The 20401-nt window shown below is 42.0% G+C and carries 19 protein-coding genes; 5 read left to right on the top strand and 14 right to left on the bottom strand.

Going from position 1 to position 20401, the window contains the following annotated elements; translation table 11 throughout:
- Nucleotides 1-9 precede the first annotated feature (9 nt).
- The 3 genes from MKZ09_RS14615 to MKZ09_RS14605 form a co-directional block, all read right to left on the bottom strand.
- A complete protein-coding gene (locus MKZ09_RS14615; RefSeq protein WP_076202687.1) occupies nucleotides 10-753 on the bottom strand; it encodes a hypothetical protein in 744 nt (247 codons plus the stop codon).
- 151 nt (nucleotides 754-904) lie between these two features.
- Nucleotides 905-2146 (bottom strand): molybdopterin-dependent oxidoreductase, encoded by a 1242-nt coding sequence (locus MKZ09_RS14610; protein ID WP_076202684.1) that lies wholly within the window; start codon nucleotides 2144-2146, stop codon nucleotides 905-907.
- A 51-nt stretch (nucleotides 2147-2197) separates the two neighbouring features.
- Nucleotides 2198-3076 carry a LysR family transcriptional regulator gene (locus MKZ09_RS14605; RefSeq protein WP_036686616.1) on the bottom strand — a complete coding sequence of 293 codons (879 nt, stop codon included), beginning with the start codon at nucleotides 3074-3076 and terminating at the stop codon, nucleotides 2198-2200.
- 115 nt (nucleotides 3077-3191) lie between these two features.
- Here MKZ09_RS14605 and MKZ09_RS14600 point away from each other — a divergent pair, with 115 nt between their 5' ends.
- The gene (locus MKZ09_RS14600; RefSeq protein WP_076135601.1) at nucleotides 3192-4481 is read left to right on the top strand and encodes an adenylosuccinate synthase; all 1290 of its coding nucleotides are present in this window, start codon (nucleotides 3192-3194) and stop codon (nucleotides 4479-4481) included.
- A 129-nt stretch (nucleotides 4482-4610) separates the two neighbouring features.
- On the opposite strand, the gene MKZ09_RS14595 is transcribed toward MKZ09_RS14600, so the two are convergent.
- The gene (locus MKZ09_RS14595; protein WP_036686376.1) at nucleotides 4611-4799 is read right to left on the bottom strand and encodes a hypothetical protein; all 189 of its coding nucleotides are present in this window, start codon (nucleotides 4797-4799) and stop codon (nucleotides 4611-4613) included.
- Nucleotides 4800-4918: 119 nt separating this feature from the next.
- Complete coding sequence (locus MKZ09_RS14590) at nucleotides 4919-6160, bottom strand: stalk domain-containing protein (protein ID WP_076135599.1); 1242 nt, start codon at nucleotides 6158-6160, stop codon at nucleotides 4919-4921.
- 167 nt (nucleotides 6161-6327) lie between these two features.
- Here MKZ09_RS14590 and MKZ09_RS14585 point away from each other — a divergent pair, with 167 nt between their 5' ends.
- Both MKZ09_RS14585 and thyX read left to right on the top strand, forming a co-directional pair.
- Nucleotides 6328-6864, top strand: a complete 537-nt coding sequence (locus MKZ09_RS14585; RefSeq protein ID WP_076135597.1) for a GNAT family N-acetyltransferase — start codon at nucleotides 6328-6330, stop codon at nucleotides 6862-6864.
- 47 nt (nucleotides 6865-6911) lie between these two features.
- Entirely contained in the window at nucleotides 6912-7577 is a 666-nt protein-coding gene (thyX, locus tag MKZ09_RS14580; RefSeq protein ID WP_440941442.1) for an FAD-dependent thymidylate synthase, read from the top strand.
- Nucleotides 7578-7631: 54 nt separating this feature from the next.
- Here thyX and MKZ09_RS14575 read toward each other — a convergent pair whose 3' ends face one another.
- The 9 genes from MKZ09_RS14575 to MKZ09_RS14540 form a co-directional block, all read right to left on the bottom strand.
- Nucleotides 7632-9038: a GNAT family N-acetyltransferase gene (locus tag MKZ09_RS14575; protein WP_081394205.1), complete on the bottom strand. Its 1407-nt coding sequence runs from the start codon at nucleotides 9036-9038 to the stop codon at nucleotides 7632-7634.
- Between the two features lie 81 nt (nucleotides 9039-9119).
- Nucleotides 9120-9638: an outer membrane protein assembly factor BamB family protein gene (locus tag MKZ09_RS34455; protein ID WP_076202681.1), complete on the bottom strand. Its 519-nt coding sequence runs from the start codon at nucleotides 9636-9638 to the stop codon at nucleotides 9120-9122.
- A gap of 136 nt (nucleotides 9639-9774) precedes the next feature.
- Complete coding sequence (locus MKZ09_RS14570; protein WP_076202679.1) at nucleotides 9775-10062, bottom strand: hypothetical protein; 288 nt, start codon at nucleotides 10060-10062, stop codon at nucleotides 9775-9777.
- Between the two features lie 696 nt (nucleotides 10063-10758).
- Nucleotides 10759-11742 (bottom strand): ROK family protein, encoded by a 984-nt coding sequence (locus MKZ09_RS14565; protein WP_256719168.1) that lies wholly within the window; start codon nucleotides 11740-11742, stop codon nucleotides 10759-10761.
- Nucleotides 11743-11758: 16 nt separating this feature from the next.
- Nucleotides 11759-12445 (bottom strand): N-acetylmannosamine-6-phosphate 2-epimerase, encoded by a 687-nt coding sequence (locus tag MKZ09_RS14560; protein WP_076202676.1) that lies wholly within the window; start codon nucleotides 12443-12445, stop codon nucleotides 11759-11761.
- 8 nt (nucleotides 12446-12453) lie between these two features.
- Nucleotides 12454-13371, bottom strand: a complete 918-nt coding sequence (locus MKZ09_RS14555; RefSeq protein WP_076202673.1) for a dihydrodipicolinate synthase family protein — start codon at nucleotides 13369-13371, stop codon at nucleotides 12454-12456.
- Between the two features lie 57 nt (nucleotides 13372-13428).
- Entirely contained in the window at nucleotides 13429-14316 is an 888-nt protein-coding gene (locus MKZ09_RS14550; RefSeq protein WP_076101717.1) for a carbohydrate ABC transporter permease, read from the bottom strand.
- Nucleotides 14317-14328: 12 nt separating this feature from the next.
- Nucleotides 14329-15225 (bottom strand): carbohydrate ABC transporter permease, encoded by an 897-nt coding sequence (locus MKZ09_RS14545; RefSeq protein WP_440941451.1) that lies wholly within the window; start codon nucleotides 15223-15225, stop codon nucleotides 14329-14331.
- Between the two features lie 82 nt (nucleotides 15226-15307).
- Nucleotides 15308-16699, bottom strand: a complete 1392-nt coding sequence (locus tag MKZ09_RS14540; protein ID WP_076135584.1) for an ABC transporter substrate-binding protein — start codon at nucleotides 16697-16699, stop codon at nucleotides 15308-15310.
- A gap of 262 nt (nucleotides 16700-16961) precedes the next feature.
- On the opposite strand from MKZ09_RS14540, the gene MKZ09_RS14535 reads away from it, so the two are divergent.
- The gene (locus MKZ09_RS14535; protein WP_076202668.1) at nucleotides 16962-18590 is read left to right on the top strand and encodes a response regulator transcription factor; all 1629 of its coding nucleotides are present in this window, start codon (nucleotides 16962-16964) and stop codon (nucleotides 18588-18590) included.
- Nucleotides 18591-18595: 5 nt separating this feature from the next.
- Nucleotides 18596-20401, top strand: coding sequence for a cache domain-containing sensor histidine kinase (locus MKZ09_RS14530; RefSeq protein ID WP_076202664.1), 1806 nt, complete (start codon nucleotides 18596-18598; stop codon nucleotides 20399-20401).

Genomic DNA, 20401 nt, shown 5'->3' with positions numbered 1-20401 from the left:
ATCTCCCCTTCATTGCTTATAGAATTTCGTCTGCTTGATCAGCTCATCGATTTCCTTCATACAAGGCATCTCTTCAACATCTGTATAATCTGTACTGTCAAGTAGCGATATTTCCAGCAACAGCTTATCCAGCTTCAGCAGAATCTCTTCATTTGCCCCAAGATACCCTGTTACGTAGGCTAAATATTCATTGTACAAAGCTGTCTTTTTTTGCACCAATTTATCTGAGAACTGCGAGGGTCTATGCTGGCTGGAGAAAAGGGTGAACTCTGAGGCATCAAATACACTGAGTTTATTCAGAATCCCTCGAATGTTCAGGTAAAAAAGCTTTGCTACTTCATAACTGACTGCATTAAATTTTTTGAAGCTAAGTTCAGTGGATTCGAATCTCTGACCTAAAACATCTAACAAGGTACTTCTCTTCTTTTCCATCCGGGATATCTGATCTAGAGCAAGCGCAATGTCTTTTTTCAGCACTTTGACATTTTTGTATTGAGTAAGCGCAGCTATATAATCCTCATAAGATTTCAGTGTTTTCACAGCAGGGATAGATGAAGGTTTAAACAATAAAATATAACTTCCATAAAGAACAACAAGTAGACTAACAAACAACAATGCCACACCCAAAGCGGTTTCAAATACACTGGTTCCTCCGATTTCCACCCCTAATAAACCTGGTGACAACACGATAATGTTCAGTAGTACCACACCGAGAATAAGTCCCAACAGCTTTATGGCTCTAACCCCGTTCATCACAACCACCTCCTGCATCCAGTCACTTCTATTGTATGGAGCAATTTCTGTTATTACGTCTCTTCATTTGCTATATGTTAAAAAAATAAGGAATTAATCAACAAAAAAACCTTAACAGGCAATAAGCCCATTAAGGTTAACGATCCCTATTTTATACCCACGCATCATTTGAATACCCGCGTTGCTCCCAATATCCCGTATGATCGCCTTCGATCAGCTCAATCCGATTCAGCCACTTCACAGACTTATATGCGAACATCTTCGGAACGATTAACCGTACAGGACCGCCGAGATCGCTAGGAATCGGCTTTCCATCATGCATTACCGCGACCAGCACATCATCCATGTCAGCTTGTTCCAATGTGAGCGTATCCGTGTATACACCATCACCCGAATAGAATTTCACAGTCTTAGCTGTGGGCTTCACACCGGCCTGACTCAAAAGATCTTTTAGCTTGATTCCTTCCCAGGTATTCTTATAGACTGACCAGCCTGTCACACAGTGAAAATCACTCACCTGAACGGTCCGCTTCAGCTTTACGAACTGTTCCCAGTTCCACTTAAAATTCTGCTCCACAAGCCCATCTATCGTAAAAGACCAATTGTTGTTCGTAAACTCCGGAATCGGAGTGACTGTATAAACACGGAATTGACCTTGCGCCCCTCCTCCGAGAGGGGGTGAGGATGCTGCCAGTGGCTGGGGTGCAGGCAACAACTGATTGCGATCACTTTCGATCAGCTTTTCAATCGTTTCGCTGCCCCCGATATTTCCAATTGAACTGCCGAGCCATTTTATAAACGATGGACCTATAGTTACCGCAAGCCCAACACCAATCGATCCGCGTATGAAAGCTCTACGTGTATAAACCGGCTGCGGGGTTTCCCGATGATTCGAAGGGCTACCTGTCTCAATGCCGCTTTTCACTACCCGCCGGCTCGGTTCTTTAAGCCATTTTACCCGGGTCAAAGAATGATAAATAATATAAGGAAGGCCTATCCAGGTCAATAAGTCATGGACGGCCAGAGCAACGTTCGATACATGTGGACCCACCACGCGGAATTGCCAAAGTAGCACTCCTGAAACGAACCAGCCGAGCAGCAATGAAAGTACAACGATTACATTAAAACGTTGCCAAGGCCGCTCCTTCAGTTGTTTCCAATGTTTCCCTGCCAGCAGCAAATAATAAATAACCGGAATAATCGAAGCGACACCGATCACGATATGAAGCCCTTTGATCCATACTCTGCCTTCCCCTAAGAAGCCACGCCAGAAGCCACCTACAAGCACAAGTCCTGTGAGTGTGAGCAACACAACCAGCCAGCCATTCCAGGTATGAAGCGCCCGAAGCTTTTTCCCGTATCCCTTACGCAGCCGAGCCAGTAAAGAATTCATTACCTTTCCTCCTCTTCACTAGGTATGCTCAAATAGCTCTTTATCCTGATTCTACTCTAATAATGTTAGAAAAGACTTTGAAGCAGCTGTAAGAGGAACTCCACGCAGGGTAGCAATTCCTATGTTACGTTCTGGCAAAGGTGGGTCCAGAGGAATCTCGACAAGCTCACCTTTCTTCAATTCTTCGGTTACGTAATCACGAATAACAAAAGCAAGGCCAAAACCACGCTTCGCAAACTGAACCAGCAAATCCACACTACCCAGTTCAAATTCAGGTGTAATCGTCAGATGATTAGATGCTAAAAACTGATCCATATACTTTCTGGTGCTCCCACCCGCTTCTAAGCATAACAACGGATACTGCTGAATGTCTGCAAGCGGCATGGTCTTGTCCGCTAAATGACGAAAACCTTTGCCCCCTACCAGGCAATCTTGAAGCTGAGTACTTTTGCGAAAATCAATCTGTTTATCAGATGTCGGCAAGCTGACGATACCAAAATCAATTTTCCCTTCTTTTAAAAGCGTAAGTGTTTCTGGTGTCGTTCGATTCGTAATATGAATGCGGATATTGGGAAATTGTTCGTGAAATTGCTCCAAAAAAGGCAACAGATAATATTTGCATAAGGTGTCACTTGCTCCGATATGAATCTCGCCGCTGTTCAGATTGTTCATATCTGCGATCGCTCTTTCGCCCATGTCTACATGATGAAAGGCTTGCTCAATAAAGCTAAGCAGTACTTTTCCTTCTGTTGTTAAATCGACGCCGCGAGAAGTGCGAAAAAATAACGGGCCGCCCATTTTCTCTTCCAATTGTTTAATCGTGTGACTTACTGCCGGTTGTGTAATATTGAGTCGTTCTGCCGCAGCAGTTAAGCTCCCTGTATTCGCTACCCAATAAAAAGAGCGATACCACTCCAAATTAATGTCCATCCCCACGTCATTACTCCACCTTATAATAGATATAACTTATATCAATTTTTCTAATGATTTAACTAGCATTATACTTAGTCCTGTAGCCAAAAACAAGCTTGGGAGGCGAAAACGCGTGACCGTAATTGCAATTGTAGGAGCAAACTGGGGCGACGAAGGAAAAGGAAAAATGACGGATGTGCTAGCTGCACAATCTTCCTTTGTCGTTCGTTTTCAAGGTGGTAGTAATGCTGGGCATACCATCATAAACCAATATGGAAAATTTTCATTGCATATGCTGCCATCTGGGGTATTTTATCCTTCCGTTACAAACATTATCGGACCAGGAACAGCACTTGATACAGAAGTATTAATAAAAGAACTGAAAGCTTTAACGGATAGAGGCGTGCCAAAACCTAGATTATTCGTATCCGAACGGGCGCAAATCGTGCTTCCAATCCATCGTTTGTTTGATGAACTAGAAGAGGAACGTCTGGGATCTCAAGGATTCGGTTCAACAAAACGAGGAATCGCACCATTTTACGCAGATAAATATGCAAAGCTAGGCATACAGGTAGCGGATTTATTTGATCCTGCCCGACTTGAGAAACGTCTTGAACAATTACTCGCTTCCAAAAATATATTACTTGAGCATTTATATAAGAAAGCGCCTGTCCAAATCTCGGAATTAATGGTTCAGCTGCAAGAAGAAGCTGCACAGCTAGCGCCTTATGTAGCCAATACAACAGACCTACTGCAAGAGGCTTATGCCAAGGGAGAGACTATTTTACTTGAAGGTCAGCTTGGGGCTCTGCGTGATCCTGATCACGGTATTTATCCTTACTCCACCTCCTCTTCAACACTTGCCGGGTTTGCACCTGTTGGTGCAGGTCTTCCTGCAGCAGCTATCACGAATGTCATCGCTGTAACCAAGGCCTATTCCAGTTGTGTCGGCGCTGGACCTTTTGTTACGGAATTAGAAGGGCCCGTAGCGGATGAACTTCGTACAAGAGGTGGCGATGCCGGAGAATTCGGGGCTACGACTGGCCGTCCTAGACGTATGGGCTGGTTTGATGCTGTAGCAACTCGTTATGGTTGCCAAATGCAAGGGGCCACTGAAGTCGTGTTGACTAATCTTGACGTGCTTGGTTATTTGGATGAGATTCCGGTTTGTGTGGCTTATGAGCTTGAAAATGGAGAGATCACCGACAAGTTCCCGGCTACGAATAAACTGAACTCTGCAAAACCGATATTCACGCATTTATCTGGCTGGAACAGCGATATCTCTCAGATCACCGACTTCGAAGATCTGCCAGAACAAGCTAAGCTTTACATTGATTTTATTGAAACCTCTATTGGCACGCGTATTACTACGATTTCCGTGGGTCCTAGACGCGAACAGGTCATTAATCGGATAACGAAATAATCATATACGTACTAAATCTCTGTAGAATTTAAAAGAAGCGCCTCTCTTATTAGAGAAGCGCTTCTTTGTTTTATTCATGAGAAGGGCTGCCTCATACGTAGAAAAATCCACTTTTGAGACAGCCTCTTTTTAAATCAACACGGCATCCACTTTCGTCTGCGGAGCCTTGTCACAGCGTTTACAGACCTTAACGACTGCTCCATCCGTTTTTTTCTTGGGATAAAGCAGCTTAATACGGGTGTTCTGACAGATTGGGCAAGTCCCCCTGCCCCTAGATGGTAAATTCCAAAGTGCATGTCCACGTTTTGACTTTGCCATGAATAAACCCCTCATTTCGGCCAACAATAGTCAACACTTTAATTCTGAAAGTGCTTCTCCAAAATGATATGTCGCAAAGACAGGCTCTATGACTAAAGTAACGCAGAAGTTAGGAAAAATTAATTCGTATAAATCATGGAGACAACACCGTTCGTAAAGGTAACATAGTTATAATTACCATACTGCCAGGTCTCCACTTGAATGCCACTACCTGATAATGTGGATTTACTTATAGGCTTACCCCAACTAAACTCCACTTGTTGCTTGGTCATCCCAGTAGCAACTATGCTTTTTTTAATCTTACTCCAAATCGCATCCGACCACTTATAGGTTTTAAATGGATCCGTTGTTAAGAAATATTCCTTATTTCCTAATGTACGGATCAACTCATCTCCCGACATTTTATAAGAGTTAAGAATTTGCCCCGTCGATAAAACCTTAAATGAAATGGCAAATTCACCTTCATAATCAGGTAGAATATCTACAATAGTGACTTTTTGGAACTTATAATCGGAGTCGAATTGATTGAGCCAATATGTTTTTCCAATGAACTTAACGAGGTTTCCTTGTTCTTCCTTCTTAAAAATCTGTGCGGTTTGTTTCGTATAGGCGAACAACTCTGCTTTGCCGAAGTAGATCTCCATCGTCTGATAATTTCCATCCCAAATTAACTCTGCTGACAGTGCAGTCTTTAAAAGCGTGGCAGGAAAAACTGTAGATCCGTCGATCTTTTGCACCTTACCACTCATTTTGACCTTCGCACCATTCACCATTGCAATATCGCTTCCGAGTTGAAGCTGTATTGGCAAATCACCTAGACGAATGCTAAAGGTTTTAGTTGTTGTATTAACTTGGACTGTTGCTCCCAACGTTTGAAAAACCGATTGAACCGGCAAATACATTGTTCCATTAACAAATGCACCTTGATCAATATCATGGTCCGCACTGATCGAAACTTTTATTGTTTTGGAATCTGATCCTGAATTGACCGTTACGTTCGTTTCTCCTACCGCTAAGGCTTTCATTGTGCCATCGGCTTGTTTTTGCAGCAAATAAGGCTTTTCAATTATGACATTTGCTTGAGCTAACGGAACGCGTTCGGATATGCCATCGGCATCTTTAGCATAGATTTGTACCGGAACATTGTCCCCAACAGTGATTTCCGTAGCATCCATCTGAAAAATCAAATCTTCAACCTGCGGATTGCCTTCATTGTATGATGAAGAAACTGAACTGGCACTCCGTAAAATACTACTTTGATCGTAATCGACGTTACGCGTATCTGCCGCCTTCACTGTATGTATTGGACCCAACATAGATACTGCTAACGCTGCAGTGATGCTCCATTTCATAGCTTTCATTTTCCTTACATCCCCCTCTAAATATATAAACCTTAATTACTGTATCACAATTCCACAATTTTACTAGAGAAAAATTTACAGAAATTTTTTTTTGTATTTCTAGTGAATTTACTCCGTGATAATTACAGAGTCTTCCATTATAATCATGGATTAGGAGGTGTTAGCTCATGGAAATAATAACCGATAGATTGATATTAAGAGATTATACAAGCGATGATTTTTCTTTTTATGAAGAACTGGAACTTAATCCTTTGTCTCACAAATATGAAAACACCGCACCAGATGCAAAACAAATTGAAGAGAACTTCCTTTCGATTCTGACTCAGACTACCAGCGATCCGCGTGAGCATTATGATTTAGCAGTATGTACTAAGCAAAATAGTACACCCATAGGTAATGTAAGTATAAAGTTAAATTGGGAAGAGATCAGAGAGTGGGAGATTGGCTGGGTCCTACTGCCGGAATACTGGAAAATGGGCTATGCGACAGAAGCCGTCAAAACACTGATAGGCTACGCCTTTAGCTCACTTAATGCCCATAGAGTCGTTGCATATGCCAATGCAGAGAATCTTCAATCTGAAAAAGTTATGATTAGAGCAGGAATGATTAGGGATGGAATCCTCAGAGAGACTAGATTTTGCAATCAACAATGGTGTGACGAACTCATTTACTCTGCTTTGGAAAAGGAGGCTGCATTAAATTGACAACAATCAAAGTTTTAAATGAAGGTTATGTAAGATTAGTAGATCATATGGGCTCAGATTTAACGGTTGCTAACGCTGCGCGTGTATCTTATGCTAAACAATCTTTTGAGCTTAGTGATCGGGATATTAAACTAATAAAATTTCTTGCCCGTGAAGGACATACCTCTCCTTTCCGCCATGCCATCACACAATTTGAGGTTTATGCCCCATTAATGGTTGCGAGACAGTGGTGGAAATACGTAGTCGGTTCTGCTCATTACGAAGGTACTGGAGATAGCTTGGAAGCCTGGAACGAATCCAGCCGCAGATACATAACAGAAGAACCCGTTTTTTATCAACCTGCTGCGGGAGAATGGAGGTCCAAACCAGAGAATTCCAAACAAGGCAGTGGTGACATTATTGCATGGGAGCTTGGTGAAAAATACACCCGCGAGCTTCAAGAATACACCGAGTTAGGATTATCTAAGTATGAAGCAGCTTTAGCAGATGGCATATGTGCTGAACAAGCAAGACTGTTTCTACCTGCTTATGGATTATTCGTTCGTTGGTACTGGACAGCTTCAGTTCAATCTGTAGCTCATTTTTTAAATCAAAGACTGGAGCATGACGCTCAGAAAGAAATTCAGGAGTATGCAAAAGCAATTCTATCGCTGATTGAGCCACTATTCCCTGTCTCTTTTGATCAGCTGCTGAGTACCGGCTCTGTAGATTAATTTTATTTCCATATATAAAAAAGAGCCGCCAAACCTTTTGCGGCTTCTCCCTTTTTACACTACCAACCCTCGTATAACTTCAACCTCGTCCCTACTGACTTCAACGAACCCGAGTGATGTATATAAATTCGAAGCACGTTCGTTCTCGATCCGATGGCCAATAACGATTTTGTCGCAATGATGTTCTGCTTTAATATAACGAATTAAGGTATCCATACCCGTTCTGCCTAAACCTCTGTTCTGGTATTTCTGGTCAATCATAAAAGCCATAATCCAATAACTTCCGTCCTCAGGATCTACGCTATACACAGAGAAACCTACCAATTCTTCATCTGCGTATAAAGCGAGCGGGGTCATACCACAATAAGCTGCTTCTGCTAACCAATAGACCACCGGTACAGGAAAAATAGCCTTTTGCTCATCCGATACTTCTAATTGAGTACAAGCGTACCAGTTTTTTTCAGTGATATTCTTCAGCACTATATGTGCTTGAAAGCCGGTTCGTAATCGGTCACAAACTCTTTCTAATTTCAGTTTAAGCTGTTTCGCCCAATCCGGGAAAATAGAATCATCCGTATTCTCCATACACCGAAGTAATCTAGCAAAACTGTATAAGTCTGCAAATCTTTGAAATTCAGGTATCAACTTAATATACTCATCATCTAGCTGCTTAACCGATCTATATCCACTAATAAAATGGTCAATGTTTCTTCTACTTTCATTATCATCCGATTCCGTCAGGTCTCTTAACGCCGATGTAATATCCATCGCAAACCAGTGATACATAGAGTCATCAAAATCGATGGCACTGTAGCGGGATTCTTCTTGCATATAAAAGATATTATCCATCTCAAAATCATAATGTACGAGCCCAGTATGCCCTACTCCAAAAGGGAGCTCTGATAACCAAGCTTCAATCCGCTCATATTCCTTAAGCGCCTTATGCTCCTCAGGATGTCTGCTCAATACGGAATAAATAAAATTTAATGAATCGACCCAGCTTTTGCGATAAGGCGTGCTCGGTGCATAGGTTTCCGAATAATTATGCAGACGTGCAAGCGATTGGCCCCATTGATAAAAATGAGGTTCCTTCATCTCATCAAGTGAAACATATTCACCCTGGGCCTGTTCAAAAACTACCCCGTGGTATCGCCCGTGATTCGTTAACAACGTCTCAATCCAATTGCCAGATTTAGAACGCACAGGAGCGACGGTCTCATAACCTTGCTCTAATAAATACATCATAAAATCCAGCTCTGCCTGGATATTGTCTGCAGAATTATCCTCTTCATGAGTAAACCTTAAATAAAAGCGTTTACCATTCCACTGAAAGGAATAAATAAAATTGCTGCTGGCCCTTACCATCTTTAAAGTTCCAGGCTCATGATTCCAATACTTAATCATCTCTTTAGCAGGAAGATCGTTCTCCGTTCCCCGCACCATGTTCATTAAAGTCATCATTGTCCGATAGTGCCTCCTGCTTCATGACGGATTTGATTTTTGGTTTCCCCATTAACATTATCGGTAAATTATTCTATTAAATCAAGGGAATTTGATAGGCAGAGCTTTTGCTCTCCCACCATATCTATAGCATTTTATAAAAAAACATTTTTTAATTAGGACTATATAATTCACTGTGCCGGAGCAAATCCCCTTAGGATTTGATAGTTTGACGGTCTCTGCGGACTTGAACAAATTCCCGACCGAGCGACTCATCGTCCTCTGGCCGAGAATTGGTTGAGTTATTGCAAAACCTTTAGTTTCCGCTTTCCATAGTTGTTCACCGTCTCGCGTTAAACAAATGAATTCCCCGCCGGTCAAATTTACGTATAAATTACCGTCTGCGCCCAGGGAAGGGCTGGTGTCAACGTAACTTCCCTCCGGTTGGTATATCCATTTCACTTCGCCATCCGGAGCAATGGCATATAACTGGCTAGAAAGACACCAATACATAACCCCATCCTGATCTCTGACAGGGGGACGGTGCCCTTCTCCTTGACCCATCCGTTTCTCCCACAACAACTCTCCATCAGGACTAAAAGCATAAAGTTTGGAATTCACATTTTGACCAGCACATATGATTCCTTCACGGGAAATAACCGGATCGTACCAAAATATGGACGAGCACTTGTAAACCCATCTTATGGTTCCATCCGCGTCAAAAGCATAGAGTCTCCCAATAATTTGTGACTCATCTTCATATGTACACAGGTAAATATGGTTTGCCGTATTGATGATTAAGCTCGAAATCACCCTGCCCCACAGCTAGAATGGCTCTCCCTTGTTCATCCACTGTAAACGAGCTTAATCCATATGAAAAATCCGGCCGCCCCGAGTCAACAACTCGCTTCAAAACTGAAAGTGATGTTGGAGCTCTGAATCGGGATTGTCTGGTCCAATTCGCCTCAATGGGATGAATAGCTAATGGACGATAGCTACCTTGTTGAAAACCGCCTATTCCTTCATTGTTATTATAATCGACCATAATTTTCCCATCCTTTGTTATATAAGTTAAGGGATACAAACTGGAAAATTTGTATCCCTTAAGCCTAATTAAAATCTTAGCTAGGCTGGTATGGTCAAACAAGTTATCCGAGCCGGACCAGTTAAGGTCGAATTTCCCCGAGTCTTTGGACACATTGAATTCGTCGTAGCGATATCGTGTGATATACTCACATTAATGAATCACCATCATAAATTCAACGTAAAAAGCGAAAAACTGCTTCCTATAACATGGGTTAGTTGTGTTGATGGTTGAACGAAGGGTTCATTCGGCATTGGGTACCGGGGTGGGCTATAGCTAATAAAAGAAACCACATGGAGTATTATTCACATGTGGTTCTAACTTAATTATTTAAAAAATTAATCAATCCCAAAACACTAATCAATCTTCAATGGCTCAATTACACCGGATCTCTGGGGAATCTGAGAAATAGAATAAATGTATTCTATACAGTTATTTCGTAGGCGAATGCAATCATTTTGACTTTAGCTGCATTTTATACAACTAAAAACACGAGAAGCCACCACTAAGGCTGTAAATCAAGAAAATAGCTGTACAAAATACACTTATACCCATCGGCTGGAGGGATTCGAGAAATATAGTTGTACGATGTACAATTAAATGCTTCTACGTATTGCTCCCCGTGACTCGCTATACAGATAGATGGTGAATAGCCCCTTATAACTCTGCCCTCTTTACTTTATTGGGACTATACTCCCACACTTGCAGCCCCGCTCCGATCATTCCACATAAATTACCATGATAGGCCGCTTCAATACGAACATTTTCCAGCATAGATGCCATTACTCTGCCCCTTACTTCCCTTCTAATACCTTCAAATAAAAGTTCGCCTGCTTCAGCAACTCCACCGCCAATGACGATGACTTTAGGGTTAAAAATATGGATTAATGAAGCGATCGCGGATCCGAGCGCAGCAATCGTGTCTTCCATTAACTCTGTAGCAAGAGAGTCACCCGTCCTCCATCTCGCTAACACTTCCCGTGAGTCTACGTTCTCTGGGGACTGGTTATGTAATAAAAGCTTGTCGCGCATGCGACGTGCGATGCTTGTGCCTGAAGCATACTGCTCCAAGCAGCCTGTTCCACCACAAACGCATGCAGGTCCTTTGAAATCTACGGACATATGGCCTAACTCTCCAGCCCCACCCCAAGAACCATGGACAAGATGGCCGTCTACGACTATCGCTCCACCCACGCCCGTACCAAGGGCAAGACAGATAAAGTCTTTTACCTCTTTGCCTGAGCCTAAATATTTCTCTGTTAATGCTAATACATTCACGTCATTATCAACGATTACCGGAAGTTGAAACTGTGTCTGAAGTAAATCCTTCAAAGCTGTGCCAGCATAGCCAGGGATAAGCTCCGAAGCGGAGCGGACACGCCCCGCCTCCCAATCCATTTGCCCTGCCGATCCTACGCCAATTCCTTGGAGCTGAATTCCCGCTTGTTGTGCTGTTATTTCATCCATTAATGTCCGAATTGCTAGTATAATGCGATCCATTGTTTTCCTCTGTCCAGCCAATGTGCTTAAGCTTACAGTATGTAAAACGTCCCCTTGTGAAGAGACGAGTCCGGCATTAATTTTCGTGCCGCCAATATCTACTCCAATCGCATATTCTATATGAGGATCATACCCTTCCATCACGGACTCACCTCCGTCAGTCATTGACATTGCTCACGGCCTTAACATATCTCGAAGTGATTAATTGTGGCCTAGTAATTGCACTTCCTACAACAACATATGATGCCCCTGCATTCTTAGCTTTTGCTGCGTCTTCCGGTGTCCATATACGTCCTTCCGCAACAACAGGAATGTTCACAGATCCGCTTAATTGTTGAATTAAGACAAGGTCCGGTCCTTCCTGCTGTGTACTGTATGGAGTGTAGCCTGAAAGCGTGGTACCAATGAAATCCACACCTAATTTCTCGGCGGCAAGCCCTTCCTCAAATGTCGAAATATCCGCCATAACAAGCACACCTCTCAGATGTGCATATTCTATTAATGGCTTTACTGACTCTAAGCGTTCTTCCCGATTCGTTACATCAAGCGCAATAATCTCTGCTTTTGCAGAAACAATCGCCTTCACTTCATCTAAGGTTGGTGTTATAAATATGGCTGATCCGGGTATATCCCGTTTAATAAGTCCAATGACCGGTACATTTACTTCTTTTTTGATAGCTACAATATCTGGAACACCATTTGTCCGGATTCCTATAGCTCCTGATTGAACCGCTGCTCTTGCCATTTTAGCCATTGTATCCCCACCATGAAGCGGCTCATGCTCAAGTGCCTGACAGGAAACAATCAGACCTTTCAACGGAAAGATATCACTTATTTGAGTCATTATTAACCCTATCCCTTCGCTTCAAGAATATAGTCTAATATTCTATTGTTCAGAGCTTCTACCCGCTCCTGATCGGAATCCTTAACCGGTAAAAGTGGCATCCTTGGCTGACCTGTTTCAAATCCACGCACACTAAGGATCGCTTTACACGCACCATATAATGAAGGAAAGGATAGCAATTCAACAATGAGCTCATTGATGATGAACTGCCATTTCTGCGCCTCAGCCATCTCTCCTTGCACATAACATTGTTCCACTTTTAGGAATAACTCGGGCATCACCCCATAAGTTCCACCAATCCCGCCATCTGCCCCAATACTGCGGCCCGCCAAATACTGCTCATCAGGTCCATTTAAGACTAGAAAATCCTTCCCGCCTGCGGCTTTAAATTGCTGAAGCTCAAACGTGCTCTCCGCCGAAATTTTCACCCCGATTACTTTATCCTGAGCTGCCATCTTAATCAGCAAGCTTTTCGATAATTGAAAGCCTGTAGTTTGCGGGATGTGATAGATAATAAATGGAAGCGCCGTACTATCAATAATCGCCTGCCAATGACTTTCAACACTGTCCGGTGACAGACGATAATAAATCGCTGGAACAGCCGATACTGCGTGTGCGCCAACTTTCTCAGCATGGATAGCTAGTTCAACACTGTCTCTTGTAGATGGAGCACCCACGTGAGCAATAATTGTAAGCTCTTTTCCAACCTCTGCTATAACTGCCTCGAGCATTTGTTTGCGTTCTTCTACAGATTGCAGCATACCTTCGCCAGAGCTTCCGCCAACATAAAGACCTTTTACTCCGGTAGTAGCATAATGACGAGCTAATTTCCGGGCTGCTTCTTTATCGATTCTCCCCTCAGCATCATAACTGGAGTACATAGCGATAATAATGCCTTTAAAGGATTCAAGCTCATATGATTTCATAAATTACAGCCTCCGTCGTTTAATTCATACTACTAATTTTCGTTGTTATAAGAATAATTAACCTTTTACAGCCCCCATAGTAATCCCTTGGGTAAAGGCTTTTTGGAACATTAGAAAAATTGCAATCATAGGAATAGAGGCTAACGCAGCACCCGCCATAAGCAGTCCATAGTTTGTGGTGAATTCACCCCGAAGAGTCGCTACCCCAAGTGGTAATGTCATCATTGAAGTCGATCTGGTCATGATCAGCTGACTGAAATAATCATTCCAAGAAGTGATGAAGGTAAAGATTGCCAGTGCCCCTATTGCAGGCTTTAACAAAGGTAAAATGATGGTGCCGAACAAACGAATTTCAGAGCTGCCATCTATTTTGGCTGCTTCAATTAATTCTCCTGGAATGGTCTGCGCGAACTGCTTCATTAGGAAGACTCCAAATGGCCAGCCAATCGCTGGTAAAATAAGCCCTTTATACGTATTGACCCAACCAAAATCTGCAAGCATCGTAAACAGCGGGACAAGAATAACTTGCTTAGGCAATGCCATTGCGGCAACAAACATCGTAAAAATAATGCCTCGGCCAGGAAAAGACTTTTTAGCAAGCACATATCCAGCACAGGAAGAAACGATACAAATCGCTGCCATTTCACAAAAAGCAATGATGAAGCTGTTAAACATCCAGCGCTCAACGGGATTCTTAAATAACTCGGTCCAGTTCTGCAGAGTCGGCTTAGCCGGAAACCATTCCGGGGGGATCGTTGTTGCTACAGTCTGAAGCTTAAATGCCCCTGAAACCACCCAATAAAAAGGGAAGATAAAAAACAACGTTGCCAGAATCAACAAGATAGTGGCTAATATTTTTGGAATCGTCAATTCTTTTTTCCATCTGCTTACTTTCTTAGATTGGCCAATAGGTGCTCTCAGTTCTAACGGATTCGTAGAATTCATGATGTCCCCTCCTTAATACTCAACATCACTGCCAAAGTATTTAAATTGAATGATAGAAATGATCCCGATCACAATCGCAAGGATGACACCCATCGCCGAGGCATATCCAAAATGACCGAGCATAAAGGCTTGTTCGTAAACGCCATACATTACAGTCGATGTGCTATACACAGGTCCACCCGAGGTGAGCAGCTGAATTAGCGCAAAACATTGAAAGGTGTTGATCGTGGTAATCACGATAATATATAAGTTCGTTGGCATTAGCATGGGCCATAATATTTTTCGGAAAATCTGCCAAGGCGTCGCCCGATCAATCTCAGCTGCTTCTATGTAAGAAGTAGGAATGTTCCCAATAGATGCCACATATAAAATGATCGGCTGCCCTACAGAGGTCGTTATCAGAACCACGATAATTGCAAGCAGTGCAGTCCTCGTATCTCCTAACCAGGATATAGGCTCCATTCCCAAAAAGCTGGTTAAATAATTTAGAATCCCATAGTTCGGATGATAAATCCAGCCCCAAACGACTGTGATGCTTACGACCGAGGATACAGCCGGCAAATAGAACACTCCGCGGAAAAACGATCTGGCAAACTCTTTTTTCTTATAAATATTCATAGAGATAAATAACGAGAAAATAATAACGATGGGTACGGTGATGAGTACAAGCATTAATGTATTTCCCATCGACTTCCTGAAATTATCATCTTTTATTAAGGAGATATAATTATCGAGGCCAATAAAGCTAAAATCTCTCAACGAATAATCGAAGAAACTAATATAGACCCCTTTCACCATCGGATAAGCTACAAAAAGCAGGAAAAACCCAAATGCCGGCACTAAAAAGAGATAACTCATCATCCAATCGCGAATCACATAACCTTTTACTTTGCGAACCGTTGTCCCCACAGTCCTTCCCCATTTCTTCGATGATTTAAAAAGAAAAGAGTGCTTTCCCGCACTCTATTCTTTTGGACACCATTCACTTTTTTTATTTCATTGCAGCCTTTGCTTTCGTAATCGCTTCGTTTGCTTTTGCAGCAAAGCTGTCCAAAGCTTCTTTACCGGTTGCGCCTCCAGTTAAAGCACGTTGTAATTCAGGGAACCAGAAAGTACGAATATCAGCATATCCATCGGCAATGGTAGGTGCATCTGTTGTGAATTTACGAGCATACTCAGCGTATTTGTACTCTGCATCATCATAGAGGCCTGTAATCGAATTACGAACAGACAGACCACCTGTTTGAATCAAGTTTTTCTTCCCCCATACAGGATCATTAGCAATAAAATCAATCAGCTTCTTAGAAGCTGCAATCTTAGCTTCATCGCCATTATTGAATACAGCCATACCGCCGAGGTAAGGTTCAAGCTTAGGTTCCGATCCATCTAAAGTTGGGAAAGGAAGCAGAACATCTTCGAATTCAACCATTTTTTTAGATACGTTCTGAGCTTTAAGTACTGCAGAATAGTTGAGTGTAAAGGCTAATTTCCCTTGTAAAAATAAGTCGTTCACGTCAGCAGCCGCAAGGGAAGCCGCACCAGAAACGCTAAGTTTATCTTTTGTAGCTTGAACGATCCAATCCAACGCTTTCGCAGCATTATCAGTATTGATCGCGACTGCAGAATTATCTTCATTTAGAAATCTGGATACACCTAAGTTAGCAAGATACGCGCGAGTACCTTGATCTCCAGCCTGGCTCTTCGCGAAGAATCCTGTTGGGATAACATCAGGTGCTTTTTCTTTAACAGCTTCCAGCGCTTTCTTATATTCTTCAAACGTCCAAGTTCGGTCTTCCTTATCCAGAGGAAGCAAATCTAACGCGCCAATCTTCTCAAAAACGGTCTTGTTTACCGCCATCATAAAAGGAGCTGTATTGATCGGGTACATAAATATCTCATCGCCAACACTTGACTGTTTCCAAAAGGCTTCCGAAATATCATTTTTCACTTCATCGGTCACCATATCATTAAGAGGTGCTAATAAGTCCTTTTTACCCCAGTCAATAATCCGTCCAGGAGCATCATAAATTACATCAGGTGCAGTATTCGAAGCAATCGCCACATTCAGTTTTTCAGGGCCGCCTTCAAAGGTGATCATTTCAAGGTTGACTTTAATTTCCGGATTCTTCTCATTAAAAGCTGCAATGATTTCCTTCTCGTATTTGCCAACTTCACCATCTAAAGCTTGAAAGCTCGGAAAATTCCACCATGTTATTTCTACTGGTTTAGCAGCAGTCTCAGTGGCCGCGGGCTCACTCTTATCAGTATTATTACTTGGTTCATTGGCGGAATTCGCTGTATTCGTATTTCCGCATGCAACTAACTGTGTACCTAAAAGTGCGACACCAACAATGCTCATTAGCCCTTTTTTCATTGCTCTCATGTGCTACCCCCTATTATTTTTGTGGAATAAAATGCTTTCTCATTCCTTGCGCTAATCATAAATCAATTATAAATTTAGGAGAATCCCACTCCTTTTACATTTAGGGTCGTATTCTGACCTATACCTTCTTTCAGCTCCTCTTCAATGTTATAATACATTACATATTTCATCTATAATTATTTTAATCTTAAGCTTATAACTTACATTTGATGGTATCGTTGATGAAAAATCCACTATAAATCTAGTCTTCCGGAGGGATTTCATGTACAAGCTTATGATTGTAGAGGATGAACCGTTAATACGGACGGGATTAAAACATTACTTTTCGTGGCAGGAGCTTGGTGTTCAGAGTATTGTTGAAGCGGAGAATGGAAAAGAAGGTGTCGCTACCGCACTACGTGAGCAACCAGATTTAGTGATCACTGATATTCGCATGCCCGAAATGGATGGTCTTCAGATGATAGAAGAGCTTCGCCAATTCCTTCCTGATACTTTGTTTATTATTTTGACAGGATTTAATGATTTCGAATACGCTCAACGAGCCATCAAACTTGGGAGTGTGCATGCTTTTTTGCTCAAACCTTTGGAATATGAAGAAAGCCTAACCGTGATTCAAGAGTGTATGAACAAGCTGCAACTTAAACAACAAGAACAAAAGAAACGTTCTACTCTGGAAGGCTCACAGCTTATAAAGCTACTACTCGAAGAAGAACAACCTGCAATTGACACTAATTTAATCGCTGAATTATGTAATTTTAAAAGTAAACATTATCTGTATCTCCCTTTTGTTTTGGCAGGTTTCCCTATCAGAGAAACACCTTCACCATCCACAAGGTGGATGCGAGAACTGGCGACTAAGTTCATACATCTTGCTACGGAGGCCTATCTCCCGGCAAGTCTGCCACGATCTATTTTTACATATGCTGCTAAATCCAAACTATACGGGCTAATAGTCATGGGATCACAGACTGCAACGTGCATTGTCCCTTTTGAGACCCAAGTACTTACTGAACTCGATCAGCATTTGAACAAGCTTACGTTAGAACATCATCTTGCCCTTTATCTTGCCATAGGTACATTGACGAACGAACTGCCTCAAATCACATCATTACTTCACGAGTCTGAAAAGCTGTTATACCAACGCTTCTATCAAAGTGAACGCAATATATTCCATATTTCATCTATAAAGGCAGGCGCCATAGCTACTAAACCAACACTTATCCAACTAGATGACAACGATAAGAAACGAATAATCTCCTGCATCGAAAACGCCAATAAACAAGAGATCCTACAATTAATGCAACGATTGGCACAAGATATTTTGCATAAAACAGATGGCCATTCACCTGATCTATGGCTTGCGTATGTACAAGAAATCATAAGTGTCATTATCCGCTTTGCTAATAAAAACCACATTCATAGGGATGGTGTGTACAGCGATAAACTATTAAACCTTACTTTTGTTGAGGATTTTCACTCCCTTGAGGTCATGTTCGAGTGGCTGGGGAATTGGATGGTTCATCTGGGGAACATATATACCGAAGGTCTGACGGATAACCATCAGCAGGATGTGATTATCTTTGAACATATTAAATCCTTTATTAGAGCTAATATTGATCAAGATATTACTCTACAAATGGTAGCGGATCGCTTCTTCTATAACCCTTCTTATTTAAGCCGTCTGTTCAAAAGAAAACTCGATAAGAACTATATGCGATTTGTAACCGAAATCCGTATGGAATACGCGCAGGAATGCTTAAAAAAACCGGAAATTCTAGTGACCGATGTCTGCACAATGTGTGGTTATAAGAGCTATAAGCATTTCGTTAAAACGTTCCGGCTCTTCACCAACATGACCCCATCAGACTATAGAAAACAATCGGGGTGGTAAGCAAAATGATGCAAATAAACCAGCCGAAAAAACACTATCGCATGCGGCATGTCAATCGGCAGATTTTTGTGCTGATGATCCTGACCATTACTATTCCTTTGCTAATTATATCTGCGATTATCTATATATTTTCAAATCAAGCCGTCAAAAATGAATATCAAAGCAGCTCTAATCTTATCCTTAATAATCTTTCTTTCAACATCGACCAGTACCTGCAAAGTATTGAAAAAGGGACCCTTAATGCCCAAGTAGATAGTCAATTACAAACCGCTCTCGAGCATTGGACTATCAACAAAGATAATATCGGGAATGATCTAAGTATTCAGTATGGAAACACGATTGAACAATTCATCAGCGGGATTGAAATGACGATTAAAAATGTCGACAGTGTGCAGATTTTCGCGGGGTCACGTGTATTCTATTCTGCCAATTTCAATCGTGCGGATTATGATGTGAAGGACTACACCCAAGAGGATTGGTATTTACAGACGCAGCAAAAAAAGGGGGGCGTAATCCTGTTTGGAAGTCACCTCCCCTTCTATCGCACCAATTCCAAACAATCCGTCATCTCCATCGCCAGAGTCATTAATAAAAAAGGAAGCAAGCAGCCCTTAGGTGTTATGTTAATCGATATCCGGCTGGATTCATTACGGGAAATCTTAAAGCTGTCCGAGAATAGCAAGCGGAAATTTATTATTTTAGACGATAAGGGGGGCAATGTTTACAGTTCAGATTCATTGGAGACGAGTCCTTTAGAGCCAGTCCCCATCGACAAACAGGCGCTTAACACTTTTATGAACAATGACGCCGGGAGCTTATATGGTACTTTTGATGACAAGGATTCGTACATTAATTTTGTTACTTCTCCTTACTCCAACTGGAAGGTCATTCAATATATTGATGAAAAAGAGATGACTAAGCAGGCTTCTTTTCTTGGCAAAATCATTTTAACTTTGGCGCTCTTATCGCTTGTTACTGCACTCTTATTTATGTATATCCTCTCGGAACGCGTAACCAAACCTATTATTCTGTTAAGCCGGAAGGTGAAGCTGGTGGGGATGGGGAATTTCGATGTGGATTTGTACAGTAATCGTCAAGATGAATTTGGGGTTCTATATAATGGAATTCGTAAGATGGTAAAAGATTTGCAAAACTATATTGAGCGATCTTCGATGGCCAAGGCTCAACAAAAAGTAGCCCAGTATGGTGCGCTCAAAAGCCAAATCAATCCGCATTTCCTGGCAAATGTCCTTGAATCTATTCAAATGAAAGCCATCATCAATGGGCAGAGAGAGATTGGCGAGATGGTGGGGATCGTCGGGAGATTGTTTCGGATTCATATCCAGACCGGGAAAATCACCGTTACCCTGCGCGAAGAACTTGAGCATGTCCGGCTATATGTGAAGATTCAGCAGTTGCGTTTTGGAGATAAATTACAGTACATGGAGCAGCTAGATCCGCAATGCGAGATCATTAAGGTCATGCACTTCTCCTTGCAGCCCATCGTAGAGAATGCTATCGTACATGGCCTAGAAAGTCGCAGTGAACCAGGTCTGCTTGAGGTATCCTCAGTGATATCGGGGGAGGATATGCTGATTATCGTTAAAGATAACGGCATTGGCATCGAGGAAGAGAAACTTAAACAGCTGCGTTTCCGTCTCTCTCAACCCTCAGATACCTTAGATGAAGAACATATTGGCATTAAAAATGTTCATGATCGCATTCAATTTCATTTTGGCGAAAAATATGGAATTGAAATTTCCAGTCACGTAGGTGAAGGAACGACAGTGATCATCCGACTTCCCGCGTAA

The sequence above is a fragment of the Paenibacillus sp. FSL R5-0908 genome (genome assembly GCF_038006245.1).
Taxonomy (GTDB): Bacteria; Bacillota; Bacilli; order Paenibacillales; family Paenibacillaceae; genus Paenibacillus_AQ; species Paenibacillus_AQ odorifer.
Note: the sequence above shows the minus strand (reverse complement) of the source record. Positions and strands in the feature narration are given on the sequence as shown.